This window comes from Thalassospira sp. CH_XMU1448-2 (genome assembly GCF_037027285.1).
Lineage (GTDB): Bacteria > Pseudomonadota > Alphaproteobacteria > Rhodospirillales > Thalassospiraceae > Thalassospira > Thalassospira profundimaris_C.
Genome location: NZ_JAYMEA010000002.1, coordinates 334,090 through 348,837, shown reverse-complemented (window position 1 = coordinate 348,837; position 14,748 = coordinate 334,090). Strand labels below are relative to the sequence as shown.

The 14,748-nt window shown below is 53.7% G+C and carries 14 protein-coding genes, 3 tRNA genes and 1 pseudogene; 15 read left to right on the top strand and 3 right to left on the bottom strand.

What is annotated here, in order from left to right; translation table 11 throughout:
* Positions 1–48: 48 nt before the first annotated feature.
* From WA318_RS08935 to WA318_RS08880, 12 genes are all read left to right on the top strand, one after another.
* The gene (locus WA318_RS08935; protein ID WP_114097758.1) at positions 49–522 is read left to right on the top strand and encodes a deoxycytidylate deaminase; all 474 of its coding nucleotides are present in this window, start codon (positions 49–51) and stop codon (positions 520–522) included.
* Positions 523–802: 280 nt separating this feature from the next.
* The gene (locus WA318_RS08930; protein ID WP_068519226.1) at positions 803–1,297 is read left to right on the top strand and encodes a response regulator; all 495 of its coding nucleotides are present in this window, start codon (positions 803–805) and stop codon (positions 1,295–1,297) included.
* Entirely contained in the window at positions 1,294–1,848 is a 555-nt protein-coding gene (locus tag WA318_RS08925; RefSeq protein WP_114097544.1) for a transcriptional regulator, read from the top strand. The genes WA318_RS08930 and WA318_RS08925 overlap by 4 nt, the downstream gene beginning before the upstream one ends.
* Positions 1,849–2,135: 287 nt before the next feature.
* A tRNA-Asp gene (locus WA318_RS08920) sits at positions 2,136–2,212 on the top strand.
* Positions 2,213–2,536: 324 nt separating this feature from the next.
* Positions 2,537–2,613, top strand: a tRNA-Asp gene (locus tag WA318_RS08915).
* Positions 2,614–2,796: 183 nt separating this feature from the next.
* A tRNA-Asp gene (locus WA318_RS08910) sits at positions 2,797–2,873 on the top strand.
* Positions 2,874–3,296: 423 nt separating this feature from the next.
* The gene (locus tag WA318_RS08905) at positions 3,297–4,886 is read left to right on the top strand and encodes an ABC transporter substrate-binding protein (RefSeq protein WP_336080641.1); all 1,590 of its coding nucleotides are present in this window, start codon (positions 3,297–3,299) and stop codon (positions 4,884–4,886) included.
* A gap of 16 nt (positions 4,887–4,902) precedes the next feature.
* Complete coding sequence (locus WA318_RS08900) at positions 4,903–5,970, top strand: ABC transporter permease (protein ID WP_114099992.1); 1,068 nt, start codon at positions 4,903–4,905, stop codon at positions 5,968–5,970.
* Positions 5,971–5,972: 2 nt separating this feature from the next.
* The gene (gene nikC, locus WA318_RS08895) at positions 5,973–6,896 is read left to right on the top strand and encodes a nickel transporter permease (RefSeq protein WP_336080640.1); all 924 of its coding nucleotides are present in this window, start codon (positions 5,973–5,975) and stop codon (positions 6,894–6,896) included.
* 2 nt (positions 6,897–6,898) lie between these two features.
* A complete protein-coding gene (locus tag WA318_RS08890; protein ID WP_114099994.1) occupies positions 6,899–7,741 on the top strand; it encodes an ABC transporter ATP-binding protein in 843 nt (280 codons plus the stop codon).
* 4 nt (positions 7,742–7,745) lie between these two features.
* Positions 7,746–8,510 carry an ABC transporter ATP-binding protein gene (locus tag WA318_RS08885; RefSeq protein WP_114099995.1) on the top strand — a complete coding sequence of 255 codons (765 nt, stop codon included), beginning with the start codon at positions 7,746–7,748 and terminating at the stop codon, positions 8,508–8,510.
* Between the two features lie 39 nt (positions 8,511–8,549).
* On the top strand, positions 8,550–9,557 hold the full coding sequence (locus tag WA318_RS08880) for a dipeptidase (protein ID WP_336080639.1): 1,008 nt from the start codon (positions 8,550–8,552) through the stop codon (positions 9,555–9,557).
* 81 nt (positions 9,558–9,638) lie between these two features.
* Here the strand turns inward: WA318_RS08880 and WA318_RS08875 are convergent, their stop codons facing one another.
* Positions 9,639–10,040 carry a hypothetical protein gene (locus WA318_RS08875; RefSeq protein ID WP_336080638.1) on the bottom strand — a complete coding sequence of 134 codons (402 nt, stop codon included), beginning with the start codon at positions 10,038–10,040 and terminating at the stop codon, positions 9,639–9,641.
* Between the two features lie 38 nt (positions 10,041–10,078).
* Positions 10,079–10,504 carry an acyl-CoA thioesterase gene (locus tag WA318_RS08870; protein WP_336080637.1) on the bottom strand — a complete coding sequence of 142 codons (426 nt, stop codon included), beginning with the start codon at positions 10,502–10,504 and terminating at the stop codon, positions 10,079–10,081.
* A 293-nt stretch (positions 10,505–10,797) separates the two neighbouring features.
* Between WA318_RS08870 and parE the strand changes: the two genes are divergently transcribed.
* Positions 10,798–12,780 (top strand): DNA topoisomerase IV subunit B, encoded by a 1,983-nt coding sequence (gene parE, locus WA318_RS08865; protein ID WP_114100007.1) that lies wholly within the window; start codon positions 10,798–10,800, stop codon positions 12,778–12,780.
* A 203-nt stretch (positions 12,781–12,983) separates the two neighbouring features.
* Positions 12,984–13,568: a hypothetical protein gene (locus WA318_RS08860; RefSeq protein WP_336080636.1), complete on the top strand. Its 585-nt coding sequence runs from the start codon at positions 12,984–12,986 to the stop codon at positions 13,566–13,568.
* 86 nt (positions 13,569–13,654) lie between these two features.
* Here the strand turns inward: WA318_RS08860 and WA318_RS08855 are convergent.
* Positions 13,655–14,134, bottom strand: a pseudogene (locus WA318_RS08855) (dihydrofolate reductase family protein); the annotation flags it as partial.
* Between the two features lie 48 nt (positions 14,135–14,182).
* On the opposite strand from WA318_RS08855, the gene WA318_RS08850 reads away from it, so the two are divergent.
* Positions 14,183–14,740: a hypothetical protein gene (locus WA318_RS08850; RefSeq protein ID WP_336080634.1), complete on the top strand. Its 558-nt coding sequence runs from the start codon at positions 14,183–14,185 to the stop codon at positions 14,738–14,740.
* The last annotated feature ends 8 nt before the right edge of the window (positions 14,741–14,748 follow it).

Sequence of the window (14,748 nt, the reverse complement as noted above, 5' to 3'; positions counted from 1 at the left end):
CGCACGCGAAATGCCCCGATCACATTGACGCAAACAGGGCTTCATTCGATGAATAAATGGCACCACCGCTTTCTTGGTCTTGCAGCCCATATCGCAGACTGGTCAAAGGATCGCAGCACGCAGGTCGGCGCGGTTGTCATCGGCCCGAAAAAGGAAATCCGTGCGGTTGGCTATAACGGCTTCCCGCGTGGTGTGGATGACGCTGTCGAAAGCCGCCACCAACGCCCGGAAAAATACGCCTATACCGAACATGCCGAACGCAATGCCATCTACAATGCCAGCTATACCGGCACATCTCTTGATGGTTGCGCGCTTTATGTTACCCACTTCCCGTGCTGTGACTGCGCGCGCGCCATCATTCAGGCCGGAATCGCCGAGGTCTTCGTGGATAAAACCAAACTTACCGCGGATTTTCTTGAACGCTGGGAACAGGATATGAAGATTTCGACCGAAATGTTTGACGAATCCGGGGTCATTGTTCAGGTGATCGACAATGACGGCACCACAAAGCCGATGAAATAATCTATCACCCTCTTTACAAATGACCGCCACCTCCAATATGGGTGGGTTCGGACCGGATACGAGCATTCAAAAAACAAGACGTAAACGTCGCAAGTTCAGGCCTGCTGCTGATCTCAGGTCAGTATTTGTCAGATTCTCCAGCATAATCAGGGGCGGTTAGACCTTGCTGGAAACCAGACAAAGGTATAAGGGTTTATACAACAGCAACCGAGATGAATTGCTGCTGTTAGTCCCTGAACAGCGACGCATATTCGTGATGATGCTCAGGAAACGAGGCCGGATGAACGCGAAAATCGACTTTAGTAAAATCAGTTTTCTGATCGTTGACGGGGACAAGATTTCAGCTCAAGTAGTCTACGACACACTGGCCTATCTCGGTGCCAGTCACATTCAGCGCGTAAAAACGCCGAATGATGCCTTTGATGTCTTGCGCAGTGAAAAGATTGATATCGTTGTGTGTGAATGGCGACTCCGTGGCATGGATGGTCTTGAATTTCTTGACGTCATGCGCAATTCGACCAACTCGCCCAACCGGTTCATTCCTGTGATCATGCTGACTGCGCATTCGGAACACCGTTACGTAACAACCGCACGCGACCTTGGTATTACGGAATTTCTTGCCAAACCATTCAATGCCAAGGCACTTTATAGTCGATTGGTATCGGTCATTGCTCGACCACGACGTTTCATCAATACCGGAACGTATTTTGGTCCAGACCGACGCCGCAGGCAGGTCCAGTTTGATGGTCCTGACCGAAGGAGCCTTGACGAATGACCCATTATGACTGGGGAAGCGGAGCAATCGTGAAGCCGGACGCGCCAAAGAAAAAGAAGAATGTACAGATCATTCCCGCCCAAACCGATTTGAAGCGGCGAGCTGTCAACTTCATCAAGGGATTTGATATCAATCTGTCCCCCGAACAGCTCGAAGAGCTTGAACAGGTTGTGCAACGCAGTTCCGAAACCTTTGTCCGCGACGTCGGCAAGGACCTGATGGATTGCCGCCGCCAGATCATCCAGGCACTGGGCGACAAGACAAAACGCAGCGATGCCGTGGCCAGCAGCTCAGACCTTGCCTATTCGGTCAAGGCACTTGGCGGTACGTTCCAGTACCCGCTGATGACCCAGATTGCAAAATCGCTGGAAACTTTCGTTGCGGACCGTACCACCGCCAATGAAAAACAGCTGCTTGTCATCCAGCTTCATATTGATTCGCTTTATGTCATTCTCGCAGGCCGCGTTACCGGCTTTGGCTCGACGGTCGAACAGGCCACCGTCGCAGCCCTGACCAAACTTGCCGAACGCCACGAGTTACCCCGCGAATAGCATTGAGAAACGCAACAGTCTGATGTTGCGTTTCCTCTTGTCATCCCCCATTTCCGAGACGATCTGTCTTCTGCATCCGGGTAGGCGCACCGCTTTCTTGACCAACCTGTTTCCGTGTCTTCTGTGCTTTGCAATGACATTGTCAAACATGCCCGAAGAGAACCTTGACGCTTCAGAATAACGGGTGGTTTCTACTCACAGAGGAAACCGGGAAGAAATTTCGAATTCAGATCAAAAACCGCTTGCGCCCCCAATGACCGACTGTTAAAAACCGCGCCACACACCATGCGGGTGTAGCTCAGTTGGTTAGAGCGCCGGCCTGTCACGCCGGAGGCCGCGGGTTCAAGTCCCGTCACTCGCGCCATTCCCTCCCAATGGGAATGAAACAAAAAAGCACCACGGTTTATCCGATGGTGCTTTTTTGTTTTTATCCCCGTTCAGAACGCACATTCACCCGAATTGATTATTGCTGGTCGGACCAGTGTCAGCGCTTTCTGTGCCTGATCAAATGCCTTCGAATTGATGTGCGTCCCGCTGCCATGGCCAGCACTGCGCGATCTGGTCTACAACATTGAAAACAGGCACAATTTTCCACGGATACTGCCATAAAAAACGGCCCTGTCCTTTTTTTGTAAAAAAGCCCTTGCCAGAGTGCACTACCCCTTATATAAACCGCGCCACACATCATGCGGGTGTAGCTCAGTTGGTTAGAGCGCCGGCCTGTCACGCCGGAGGCCGCGGGTTCAAGTCCCGTCACTCGCGCCATTCCCTCCCAATGGGAATGAAACAAAAAAGCACCACGGTTTATCCGATGGTGCTTTTTTGTTTTTCACCCCGAAATCCGGTCAAAACTGCCCCGATTGAGATGGTTTCATTTTTCTTTGAAAATCGGTCAGAAAACACTTGCCTCCGTCCGGTGGGCTTTATATAAACCGCGCCACACACCATGCGGGTGTAGCTCAGTTGGTTAGAGCGCCGGCCTGTCACGCCGGAGGCCGCGGGTTCAAGTCCCGTCACTCGCGCCATTCCCTCCCAATGGGAATGAAACAAAAAAGCACCACGGTTTATCCGATGGTGCTTTTTTGTTTTTGCCCCCGAAGCCCCTCCCTTCCCGCCTCGCAGAATCAGATTTCGACCAACAACAATGCCTGCGCACATGACACCGTCGAAAAATCAACCATTTGCACGGTGAATTCTGGTGAAATCTGTCATTTGTTCAGTTTTGCGGCAATCCTGACCGTCTGGTCATTGATTAATCGTATAAATTATGCTCAGCTTTGCGGGCATTAAGCGAAATACTTGCAGGCCGCCCCACTTTCGGGCTTGTAGGCATTGACCGCGATCTGCCTGCCGTGCGCCGACCGCTGCACAGCCCCGGATTGTTGTTTGATTGTCTATCGGTCTTCGCCTTGGCCTGCAGTCCCACAACAACAAACGGGAGGCGCATCATGCGCAAATTAATCGCAGGGCTGGTCATGGGGACCGCGCTCGCTACCATGCCGCTGGCGGCACAGGCTGAAACGCCGAAAAACGTGCTTGTCATGGCGAATGCCATTGATGACATGATCACCCTTGATCCTGCTGGCATGTTCGAGTTTTCCGCCCTTGAGTATGAAGGCAATACATATGATCGCCTGATTACCTTTGATAACGACGATGTCTCAAAGATCTCCGGTCAGGCTGCCGAGAGCTGGGATATCTCCGAAGATGGCAAGACCTTCACCTTCCATATCCGTAAAGGTATCAAATTCGCCTCCGGCAATGATCTGACCGCTGAAGATGCGGCCTTCTCGCTGCAGCGCGTGATCCTGATTGACGGTTCTCCTGCATTCATCCTTGGTCAGTTCGGTCTGACCCCGGAGAACGTCAAAGAAAAAATCCGTGTTATCGACGACTACACCTTCTCGATGGAAGTTGATCAGCCTTACGCACCAAGCTTTGTGCTGTATTGCCTGACCGCTGGTGTTGGTGCTGTTGTTGACAAAAAGGTTGTCCTTGAAAACGAAGTAAATGGCGACCTTGGCGCAGAATGGATGAAAACCAACTACGCCGGTTCCGGTCCGTTCAAACTGAACAAATGGACCCCGGGCGAAACCCTTAGCCTGACCGCGAACGAAGACTACTGGGATGGTGCACCCGCAATGAAGCGCGTGATCATTCGTAATGTCAAAGAAGCCGCATCGCAGCAGCTGCTTCTGGAAAAAGGCGATATCGATATCGCCCGTAACCTTGAAGCAGACCAGATCGCAGCCATTTCCGGCAATGACGACCTGAAAGTCATGCCGAAGGGCAAAGGCGCTCTGTGGTATCTTGGTCTGTCCCAGAAAAATGAATATCTCTCGAACCCGAAAGTTCGCGAGGCTCTGAAATACCTTGTCGATTACAAAGGTATTTCCGAAACCATCATGGCCGGTCGTGCACAGACCCATCAGGCATTCCTGCCCGAAGGCTTCCTTGGTGCCTATAACGAAAATCCGTACAGCCTTGATGTCGAGAAAGCAAAAGCGCTTCTTGCCGAAGCAGGCCTTGCTGACGGTTTCTCCGTAACCATGGATACCCGCAACACCACCGCCGTCATGGCAATGGCACAGTCGATTCAGGCAACCTGGTCGCAGGCAGGTATCAACCTGGAAATCATTCCGGGTGACAACAAACAGACCCTGACCAAATATCGTGCCCGTCAGCACGACATCTATATCGGTCGTTGGGGCCCGGATTATCAGGATCCGCACACCAACGCTTCGACCTTTGCCTGGAACCCGGACAACTCCGACGATGCATCGGCAAAGCCGCTTGCATGGCGTAACTCCTGGAACCCGGGCAGCATGACCGAAGAAACCGATGCTGCGATCCTCGAGCGTGACAATGCGAAACGCGAAGCAATGTATATCGAACTTCAGAAAAAAGTTCTGGCTGATGGTCCGTTCGTGATCATGTTCCAGGAAACTGAAATTGCTTCGATGCGCGGTAACGTGAACAACTTCGTTCTCGGCCCGTCATTCGACACCAACTACTATCGCTTTGTCACCAAAGACTAAGGAGACAACGGTCGTAATGTCCGCTGTTACACGCAAAAACCGGGACGGGCGCACACGCGCCCGTCTCATTTCCGGCAAGGCAGGAAGCTTCCTGCGCATTGCCTTCTCGCTCGCCATCACATTCTTTGGCCTGCTGCTTGTTACCTTCCTGATCGGTCGCGTTTTGCCGATTGATCCGGTTCTGGCCGCAGTCGGCGACCATGCTTCACAAAGCACCTATGACCGCGTTCGCGAAGAAATGGGGCTTAACCTGCCACTTTGGCAGCAATTCTTTATTTATGTTTCCAACGTCCTGCAGGGTAATTTCGGCCAGTCGGTTCTGACCTCGAACGCTGTGCTTGACGACATCAAACGTGTCTTCCCCGCGACCTTGGAACTGGCGACCATCGCCACCATAATTGGCGTTGTTCTTGGCATTCCCGCTGGCGTATTTGCTGCGATCAACAAAGGGAAATGGCCTGACCACGTCGTGCGTGTGATTGGTCTTGCCGGATATTCGATGCCGATTTTCTGGCTCGGCCTGATGGGACTTCTGGTCTTCTATATGAAACTGGACTGGGTTGCCGGGCCGGGACGCCTTGATGCCTTCTATATCGATTTTATCGAGCCGACCACGGGCCTGATGCTGATCGACACATTGATCGAAGGCGACATGGATCTGTTCTGGAATGCGGTATCGCATATCATTCTGCCCGCTTCGATCCTTGCCTATTTCTCACTGGCCTATATCGCCCGCATGACCCGTTCCTTCATGCTTGAACAGCTTAGCCAGGAATACATTCTGACTGCACGGGTCAAAGGCATTTCCGAACATCGCATCATCTGGCGTCATGCGCTGGGCAACGTGATGGTTCCGCTGGTTACGGTAATTGCCCTGTCTTACGCCAACCTGCTCGAAGGATCGGTTCTGACTGAAATTATCTTCGCATGGCCGGGACTTGGTCTTTACATCACCAACTCGTTGCTCAATGCCGACATGAATGCTGTTCTTGGCGGAACGGTTGTCGTTGGTGCGGTCTTTATTGGCGTGAACATGCTTTCTGACGTGCTTTACCGCCTGCTCGATCCAAGAGCGCGGAGATAATCATGAATACACAAGCTCACATCTCCAAACCGGGCCTGAAACAATGGCTGACTTCTGACACGCCAAAATCACGCTTTCAGGCCAAATGTGGCCGTGCCTGGCTCGGCTGGATCAAGTTTTCCGAAAACAAGCTGGCCATGATCGGCCTTTCGATTGTGATCGGCCTGATCCTTGTCACCATTTTCGCACCGCTTCTGGCCCCCTATGATCCGCTGGCTGCCGATCTGACCAACCGTATCCAGTCGCCCGGTGCACAACACTGGTTTGGCACCGACCAGCTTGGTCGAGATATTCTGTCGCGCCTGATCTATGGCGCGCAATACACCCTTCTGATTGTCGGTCTTGTGGCCATTACTGCCGCCCCGCTTGGCCTTCTGGTTGGCACGGCTGCCGGTTTCTTCGGGGGCTGGGTCGATGCCACCCTGATGCGCATCACCGATATCTTTCTGGCCTTCCCGAAACTGATCCTGGCACTGGCTTTTGTCTCGGCACTTGGTCCGGGACTTGAAAACGCCATCCTTGCAATTGCCATCACCGCATGGCCGCCCTATGCGCGTATTGCACGTGCTGAAACCATCACGGTGCGCAAATCCGACTTTATCGAAGCTGCCCGCTTGCAGGGCACATCGAATATGGGGCTGATCGTCGGCCATATCATGCCGATGTGCATGAGCTCGCTGGTCGTGCGTGTCACCCTTGACATGGCGGGCATGATCCTGATTGCAGCGGGTCTTGGTTTCCTTGGTCTTGGCGCACAGCCGCCGATGCCCGAATGGGGTGCCATGGTGTCTGACGGTCGCCAGTTCCTGCTTGAACAATGGTGGGTTGCGACCGTTCCCGGTATTGCCATCTTCATCGTCAGTCTTGGCTTCAACCTTCTGGGTGATGGCTTGCGCGATGTTCTTGATCCGCGTGGAGGGGATTGATCATGAGTAACGAACCCCTTCTGACGGTCAAGAACCTCGAAGTCACCTTCAACACCCCGAAGGGTGAAGTGAATGCCGTACGCGGTGTTTCCTTTAACCTTGGGCGAGAACGTCTTGGCATTGTGGGTGAGTCAGGATCTGGAAAATCCCAGACCGGGCGTGCGATCTTGGGACTTACCGCAGCCAATGGCCGCATTACCGCCGATCAGCTGACCTTCCACGATGTTGATCTGGCCAACCTCACGCCCAAGCAATGGCGCAAGGTGCGCGGTGCACGTATTTCCATGATCATGCAGGATCCGAAATATTCGCTGAACCCGGTCATGACCATTGGTGACCAGATCATCGAGGCCTATCGCGAACATCACAAGGTCAACGCCAAGGAAGCCCGTCATCGCGCGATTGACATGCTCGAAGCCGTCAAGATCCGCGACCCGGAACGCGTTTTCAATTCCTACCCGCATGAAGTATCGGGCGGGATGGGGCAACGCGTGATGATCGCGATGATGCTGATCCCTGATCCCGAACTGATCATCGCCGATGAACCGACATCGGCCCTTGATGTCACGGTTCAGCTTCAGGTGATGGCAATTCTTGACGATCTGGTACGCGATCGCGGCATGGCACTTATTTTCATCAGCCATGACCTTCAACTGGTTTCAAGCTTCTGCGACCGGGTTCTGGTGATGTATCAGGGACATGTGGTCGAAGAACTTGCGGCCTCTGCCCTGCACGAAGCCAAACATCCCTATACCAAGGGCCTTTTGAACTGCTTGCCGAAAATGGATGGCGATCATGGCGATCTGCCGATCCTTGAACGCGAAGCAAGCTGGGCAGAAGGATAAGAACATGATCGAGATTTCAAAACTCAATGCCTGGTTCGATGATCATCACGTTCTGAAAGACGTCGATATCTCTGTACCTGCAAACGGCTCGTTCGGTCTGGTTGGTGAATCCGGATCGGGCAAATCGACGGTCCTTCGCACCATCACCGGCCTTGTTGATGACTGGGAAGGCAACATTCTGGTCAACAGCAAGGAACTGGGTGCCAAGCGCGACAAGGCGTTTTACCGTCTTGCCCAGATGGTGTTTCAGGACCCGTTCGGATCGCTTCATCCACGTCACACCATCGACCGTATTCTGACCGAACCGGTCAATATTCACGGTCTTGGCAATTCCGATGCCCGTGTGGTCGAGGCGCTCAATCAGGTCGGTCTGGATAATTCGTTCCGGTTCCGTTACCCGCACCAGCTTTCCGGTGGTCAGCGTCAGCGCGTGGCTATTGCCCGTGCACTGATCCTTGAACCCAAGATATTGCTGCTTGATGAACCGACATCGGCCCTTGATGTCTCCATTCAGGCCGAGGTGCTTAACCTTCTCAGCCGCCTTCGGCGCGAGCTTGGCCTGACCTATATCATGGTCAGTCACGATCTCGCCGTTGTTGCGCATATGTGCGACGATATCGCCATCATGAACCATGGCCGCATTGTCGAACGTGCCACCGCAGAACAGCTTGCCGAAGGCAAACTTGAACATCCCTATTCCCAGCAGCTTTACAAGGCCGCCGGGGGCTATGACCGTGCTGTCGTTGACAGCTTTGTCGACTGGGATTGATCTGATCTGTGCAATACCTGAATACGGGAACCTGATTGAATGACGATTGCCACCAATCCCTCACGCCCGGCAAGCTATCGCCCCAGCTTCACCTGGGATGCCCATGCCTGTCTGCCGCTTGATGAAAAGACGCCCGAAAGCCTGCTTGATGAGTATGTGAAGGGCAATGTGGATTATGTCTGTGTCAATGTCGGCATGGATATGAACACCATCCCCCACATCATGCGTGTGATTGCCGCCTTCCGGGCCAAGATCGCAGCCCACCCTGACAAATACATGCAGATCGAAAAGTTTGACGATCTTGCCATCGCCAAATCCAAAGGCCTGCTGGGTGTCGGCTTTGATCTTGAAGGATCGGTCATGCTCCAAGACATGCCCGAAATGATCCCGGTTTTTGCCAAACTGGGCGTCAAGCAAATCCACTTTGCCTATAACCGCAACAATTCGGTCGCGGGCGGCTGTCACGATGTAGATATGCCACTCACCGACCTTGGTGTGGAAATGGTCAAATCGGTCAATGCCAGCGGCATGATCATGGATTGCTCGCATACCGGTCGGCAAAGCTCGCTTGATATCATGCGCGTTTCATCAAAGCCCGTGGTGTTCAGCCACGCCAATCCCAAGGTCCTTGGTGGTCATGAACGCTGCGTCGATGATGAACAGATCAAAGCATGTGCTGATACCGGCGGTGTGATCGGCATTTGCGGTTTCCAGCGTTTCATCAAATCGCCCAACGAACCCGAAGTCCCGGACATGGTCCGCCATATCAAATATGCGGTTGATCTCGTCGGTATCGACCATGTCGGCATCGGCCTTGATACCATGCCCGAAGTCGCCGGATGTAACGACTTCCCCGACGGTGTTGACCGTTCATATTACTGGCCGGTCACCAGCGGCTATGGCCCCGGCGCAGGTGGTGCAGCGGTGTTTGATCCCAAAAAGCTCCCTGCCCTTGCCGACGCCCTGATTGGCATCGGCTATTCGACCGATGACGTCGACAAAATCATGGGTGAAAACTTCATCCGGGTTGCGAAGGCAAGCTGGTAACTCAGGCTTCGCAAAACGTCAAAACAGGCAGGGCAACTCCACACGAGTTGCCCTGTTTTCGTTTCATTTGCTCACAGATGTCTACTGCCCGGTTTCCATCGGCAGTTGAAGTTTTACTTCTGCCCCGCCCCATCCATGCACAATATCTCTCGCCCGGATAATAACATTATGAACATCATCCGGGATTTTGACGCCCGATAGGCCTCGTGTGAAAGGTTGTTCATTGACGTGAGGGTGCAATAATTCGCGCTCGGCAAGCACTGCGCCATCCGGTCCAATCACTTCCCACATATTTGCATAGTGATCCCAACCACTATCGGCGTGGGCAAGTGTCGCCGTGAATTGATATGTTCCATCTGCTGATCGGGTGGCTGTTGCCGCAATCACATCGGCCTGTCCCGCCGTTACCACACCACCTGAAAACAAAGCCCCGCCCGCGACAACCAGACTGACCAGCAAAAGTGTTCTAAACCGGTTTTGCATGGCGGAGCTCCTTCAATTTTTTTTCAGAAGATCAAGCCTTAAACCGCAACCTCATCCTTACGCACCGGACGCGGGCGGCCTTCGGCGTCGATGGCGACAAAGGTAAAGGTTGCCTCGGTGACCTTGATGCGTGGCGGCTGGTTGCGGCGAAGCACCCAGGCTTCAAGATGCAGCACGATGGATGTATTGCCGATCCGTTCGATATCGCCATAGACGCAAACCGTATCGCCGACATAAACCGGGCGCAGGAAGGTCATGCCGTCAACAGAAACCGTCGCAATACGGCCCTCGGCAACCTGGCTGGCCAGAACACCACCGGCAATATCCATCTGTGACATCAGCCAGCCACCGAAAATATCCCCGCTCGGGTTGGTATCGGCGGGCATGGCAAGGGTGCGGGTACAAAGATCGCCCCGTGGCATGGTGTTTTCACTCATCAAGTTCTGCTCATTTGCTGTCGCCATCAGGCTCACTCCTGTTTCGGGCCTGTCGATAAAGACGGGCCAATTTTTTTATTGGACCTCCCGGTCTCGATTTTCTGCGCCAATGCCGCAAAAATGTGATCTATGGTCAAGACCACTACTTGCATTGAACCTGAAAACACATTTTTATGGGCTGTGCGAACCGACATATGGCACAGACCAGTGGACATATGGTACTCGTTTAGCGCCGAGGCATCCAACGCTCAATATCGAGAAACAGATATGCGTTGTTGGACCTTGTTTTAACACAATTAAAAGAAGTTGCGTTCCGGGGCATGACCGACCTTTTTGAAGATTCAAACCAATCAACAGACAAAGCCTATTCCGCCAAGGATATTGAGGTTCTCGAAGGCCTGGAGCCTGTTCGCAGACGCCCCGGTATGTATATCGGTGGCACGGATGATGCAGCCTTGCACCATCTGGTCGCAGAGATTCTTGATAACTCGATGGACGAAGCGGTCGCAGGCCATGCTGACTGGATCGAACTGGAACTCAGACAGGACAACACAGTCCTTGTCCGCGACAACGGTCGTGGTATTCCGACCGATCCGCATCCGAAGTTTCCGGATAAATCAGCCCTCGAAGTCATTCTGACCACCCTGCATTCGGGTGGCAAGTTTTCGGGCAAGGCCTATGAAACATCCGGCGGTCTGCACGGTGTCGGCATGTCGGTGGTGAACGCCCTGACTGAAAAATTCCGTGTCGAGGTCTGCCGTGACCGCAAGATGGTGTTTCAGGAATATTCGCGCGGTGTACCGCAAATGCCGCTTCAGGATGGCGGCGCGATCAGCAACCGTCGCGGCACCACGGTCATCTTCAAACCCGATCCCGAGATTTTCGGTGCACGGGCGAAGCTCAAGGCCGCAACCATCTTCCGCATGGCGCGATCAAAGGCCTATCTTTACAAGGGCGTTGAAATCCGCTGGTCGGTTGACCCGCTGCTTCTGACAAGTGACGACCCGACCCCGCAGCAGGAAGTCCTGAAATTCCCGAACGGTATTCTCGACTATCTGGAAATGACGCTTGAGGGTCGCGACCTTGTGACCGAACGTCCCTTTGCAGGCGAAGCCAAGTTTTCCGATAGCCCCGGTCGTGTTGAATGGGCAATCGGCTGGCCCGAAAGCGGCGAAGGCTATTTCCATTCCTACTGTAACACCGTCCCGACCCCGCTTGGCGGGACGCACGAAGCGGGCTTCCGCTATGCCCTGACCAAGGCAATCAAGTCCTATGGTGATATGACCGGCCAAAAAAAGGCCGCCGCCATCACCGCCGAGGACGTCTTTGGTGGCGGCTGTGTGATGCTTTCGGTCTTTATCCCCGACCCGCAATTCCAGGGCCAGACCAAGGAAAAGCTGGGCACACAGGGCGCGACCAAGCTGGTTGAAACCGCGGTCCGTGACCATTTTGACCACTGGCTGACCGGGGATACCGAAAACGCCAAGCGTCTGCTTGAACGCATCATCCTGCGCGCCGAGGAACGTCAGCGCCGCAAGGAGAAAAAGGAAACCAAGCGTCAGTCGGCAACGCGCCGCCTGCGTCTGCCGGGTAAACTTGCCGACTGTTCGCGTTCAATTGCCGCTGGCACTGAAATCTTCCTGGTCGAGGGTGACTCGGCAGGTGGTTCTGCCAAGCAGGCCCGTGACCGCGAAACGCAGGCTGTCCTGCCGCTGCGCGGTAAAATCCTGAACGTTGCGTCGGCGACCTATGAAAAGATGATGGCCAACCAGGAAATCAAGGACATGATCGAAGCCTTTGGCTGCGGTTCTGGTAATGATTTCCGTTTGAACGACCTGCGCTACGAGCGCATCATCATCATGACCGATGCTGACGTCGACGGCGCGCATATCGCGTCGCTTCTGATGACCTTCTTCTATCAGGAAATGCCTGGTCTGATCGAAAGCGGCCACCTCTATCTGGCCATGCCGCCGCTTTATCGTCTGACCCAGGGTGGTAAATCGATCTATGCGATGGATGACGCCGAGAAGGAAGTCATCCTCAATACCGAGTTCAAGAACCCGAACAAGGTCGAGATTTCCCGATTTAAAGGTCTGGGTGAAATGCCGCCGCAGCAGCTGCGTGAAACCACAATGGCGCATAAAAAGCGTACATTGCTGCGTGTCACCCTGCCCGATGCGGCCGAACCCGATGAACGCGGACAGACCAAGGATCTGGTCAATCGTCTGATGGGGAAAAAACCGGAACTGCGCTTCCAGTTCATTCAGGAACATGCCCGCTTCGTCGAGGATATCGACGTCTGATTGCACCATATCGAGTATGTCAAAACCCGGCCTTTGAGCCGGGTTTTTTCATGGATATAATCGCCATCACATCGCCGTAAATTTTTCAAACAATGCGGCTTTCACTGTGATCGCAACCTTGTGCACCCGGCCGTTTGTGATCGGATATGCCAGACCTTGCCGTATAGTAGATTGCACCGGAACGCTTCCAAAGGACTTGTCCAATGAACACGCGCAAACATTCCAGACTCTCCGTTGCCGCCATCACAACGACTGCAATGTTGCTTGGCGGATGTGGTGCCGCCTTGATAGAAGCGCCGAACTACAAGGTCTCAGAAGTGTGGAGCTTCAAGACCGCCGGCGCACCAAGCAACGTCATGCTGCTTGAGGTCGTTGATCCCGCCAACGCCCTTCCGGCAAAAACATGGACAGATGCCTTGTCCAATCACGGCTATGCGCCGCGTCTGCGTTTTGTGACCGATCCCGCCGATATCGCCGCCAATGAAACCATCAAACCGGAAAACCGTCTGGTTGCCGTGGTCAATCCGTCCCAGAACACCTTTGGCAATGCGATTTGCACCGATCCACAAACCGGCGGGATGGAAGACATTTCGGATCGCCTGATTGTCCGGTTCGGCTTTTGTGCCGGAGACAGTGTAATTTCCGAAACCCGTGCGCGCTTTGTGAAGGAAAACTTCGAGGAACAGCTGTTTAACAATGCAGCCGTGCTCAGTTTCCAACTGTTCCCGCGCCAGATCCGCAGCAACGATGATGACCGCCGTTGCAGCCCGTTCATCACGAACTGCTAGCCCGCGCAGCCGAAACGATCAGTCCCCGATCAGCCTGCTGGCGAGAACCGGTAATGCAAACGCACGCATCCGCGATCAAGCATTTGCGTGCTGATCAATGTCGGACTGCAGCGAAAACCTGTCTGGGGGAAAAGCGGTTTTCCCCCACCCAGTATTTCCGGCATGACGTAAATTTCAATTTCGTCGAGTGCGCCTCGTTCGATGAATGCCATTTGCAGCTTTCCACCGCCCAGCATCCAGACATCCCCATCATCAAAAGAACGAAGCTCGGAGATCAATGCGTCAACGTCACTTCGCACGTCAATATCCGCGACGGGATTATCAATCGGACGGGATGTGACCACAATTACCCGCTTTCCGTGATAAGGCCATTCCGACGGTTGGCTTGCAACAAAGTCATAGGTTGCCCGCCCCATCACCAGGGTTTGAATGCGCTTGATGAACTTGTTGTAATCGTATGCACCAAGATCCATCCCGTCATATGCAAACAACCAATCGAGATTGTCATTTCTGTCCGCGATCATCCCGTCAAGACTGGTTGCGATATACCCAAGAATTCTTGCCATGACAAAATCTCCGTTGTTTTATAAATGAATATACGTTTATAAATAATCATGGCAAGAAACAAGACAATTCCCGACAATCAGGTGCTCGACACCATCTTTGAAACCGTGCTTGAAACCGGACCGTCAAACCTGACATTTGCCCGGGCATCAAAAGCCTGCGGCCTTTCACCAGCGACACTTGTGCAACGCTACGGCACGCGTGATGCTCTGCTCCTTGCGACATTGCTCCGCGCTTGGGACCGGCTTGATGCTGAAACGCATGCAGCGGATCAGGAAGAACCACCAGGTCCGAATGGTGCAATCGAAATTCTGCTGCGCCTGATGCCGCCGGAAACAGCAGACCGGGACACCAGCAACGGCTTGCTGGTTCTGCATGAAGACATCCGCAACCCGCAACTTCGCGCACGCGGGGCTGCCTGGGGACATCACCTTGCCGCAATACTTGGCCGCCGCCTGTCGAAGCAGCCCGAAGAAGGAAAAAAGCTTGGCTGGCAAATGGCCAGCATATGGCAAGGGGCACACATATGGTGGGCTTTCACCCGTGAGCAACCTGCCGATCAGACAATCAGGGAAATGCTCGAAGAATGGGTTGCCCGCAACATATAAAAAATCCC

What these genes read in the sequence shown, in the direction of transcription:
- WA318_RS08935 (WP_114097758.1), top strand. Translation starts at nt 49, where the DNA reads ATGAATAAATGGCACCACCGCTTTCTTGGTCTTGCAGCCCATATCGCA.
- WA318_RS08930 (WP_068519226.1), top strand. Translation starts at nt 803, where the DNA reads ATGAACGCGAAAATCGACTTTAGTAAAATCAGTTTTCTGATCGTTGAC.
- WA318_RS08925 (WP_114097544.1), top strand. Translation starts at nt 1,294, where the DNA reads ATGACCCATTATGACTGGGGAAGCGGAGCAATCGTGAAGCCGGACGCG.
- WA318_RS08905 (WP_336080641.1), top strand. Translation starts at nt 3,297, where the DNA reads ATGCGCAAATTAATCGCAGGGCTGGTCATGGGGACCGCGCTCGCTACC.
- WA318_RS08900 (WP_114099992.1), top strand. Translation starts at nt 4,903, where the DNA reads ATGTCCGCTGTTACACGCAAAAACCGGGACGGGCGCACACGCGCCCGT.
- nikC (WP_336080640.1), top strand. Translation starts at nt 5,973, where the DNA reads ATGAATACACAAGCTCACATCTCCAAACCGGGCCTGAAACAATGGCTG.
- WA318_RS08890 (WP_114099994.1), top strand. Translation starts at nt 6,899, where the DNA reads ATGAGTAACGAACCCCTTCTGACGGTCAAGAACCTCGAAGTCACCTTC.
- WA318_RS08885 (WP_114099995.1), top strand. Translation starts at nt 7,746, where the DNA reads ATGATCGAGATTTCAAAACTCAATGCCTGGTTCGATGATCATCACGTT.
- WA318_RS08880 (WP_336080639.1), top strand. Translation starts at nt 8,550, where the DNA reads ATGACGATTGCCACCAATCCCTCACGCCCGGCAAGCTATCGCCCCAGC.
- WA318_RS08875 (WP_336080638.1), bottom strand. Translation starts at nt 10,040, where the DNA reads ATGCAAAACCGGTTTAGAACACTTTTGCTGGTCAGTCTGGTTGTCGCG.
- WA318_RS08870 (WP_336080637.1), bottom strand. Translation starts at nt 10,504, where the DNA reads ATGGCGACAGCAAATGAGCAGAACTTGATGAGTGAAAACACCATGCCA.
- parE (WP_114100007.1), top strand. Translation starts at nt 10,798, where the DNA reads ATGACCGACCTTTTTGAAGATTCAAACCAATCAACAGACAAAGCCTAT.
- WA318_RS08860 (WP_336080636.1), top strand. Translation starts at nt 12,984, where the DNA reads ATGAACACGCGCAAACATTCCAGACTCTCCGTTGCCGCCATCACAACG.
- WA318_RS08850 (WP_336080634.1), top strand. Translation starts at nt 14,183, where the DNA reads ATGGCAAGAAACAAGACAATTCCCGACAATCAGGTGCTCGACACCATC.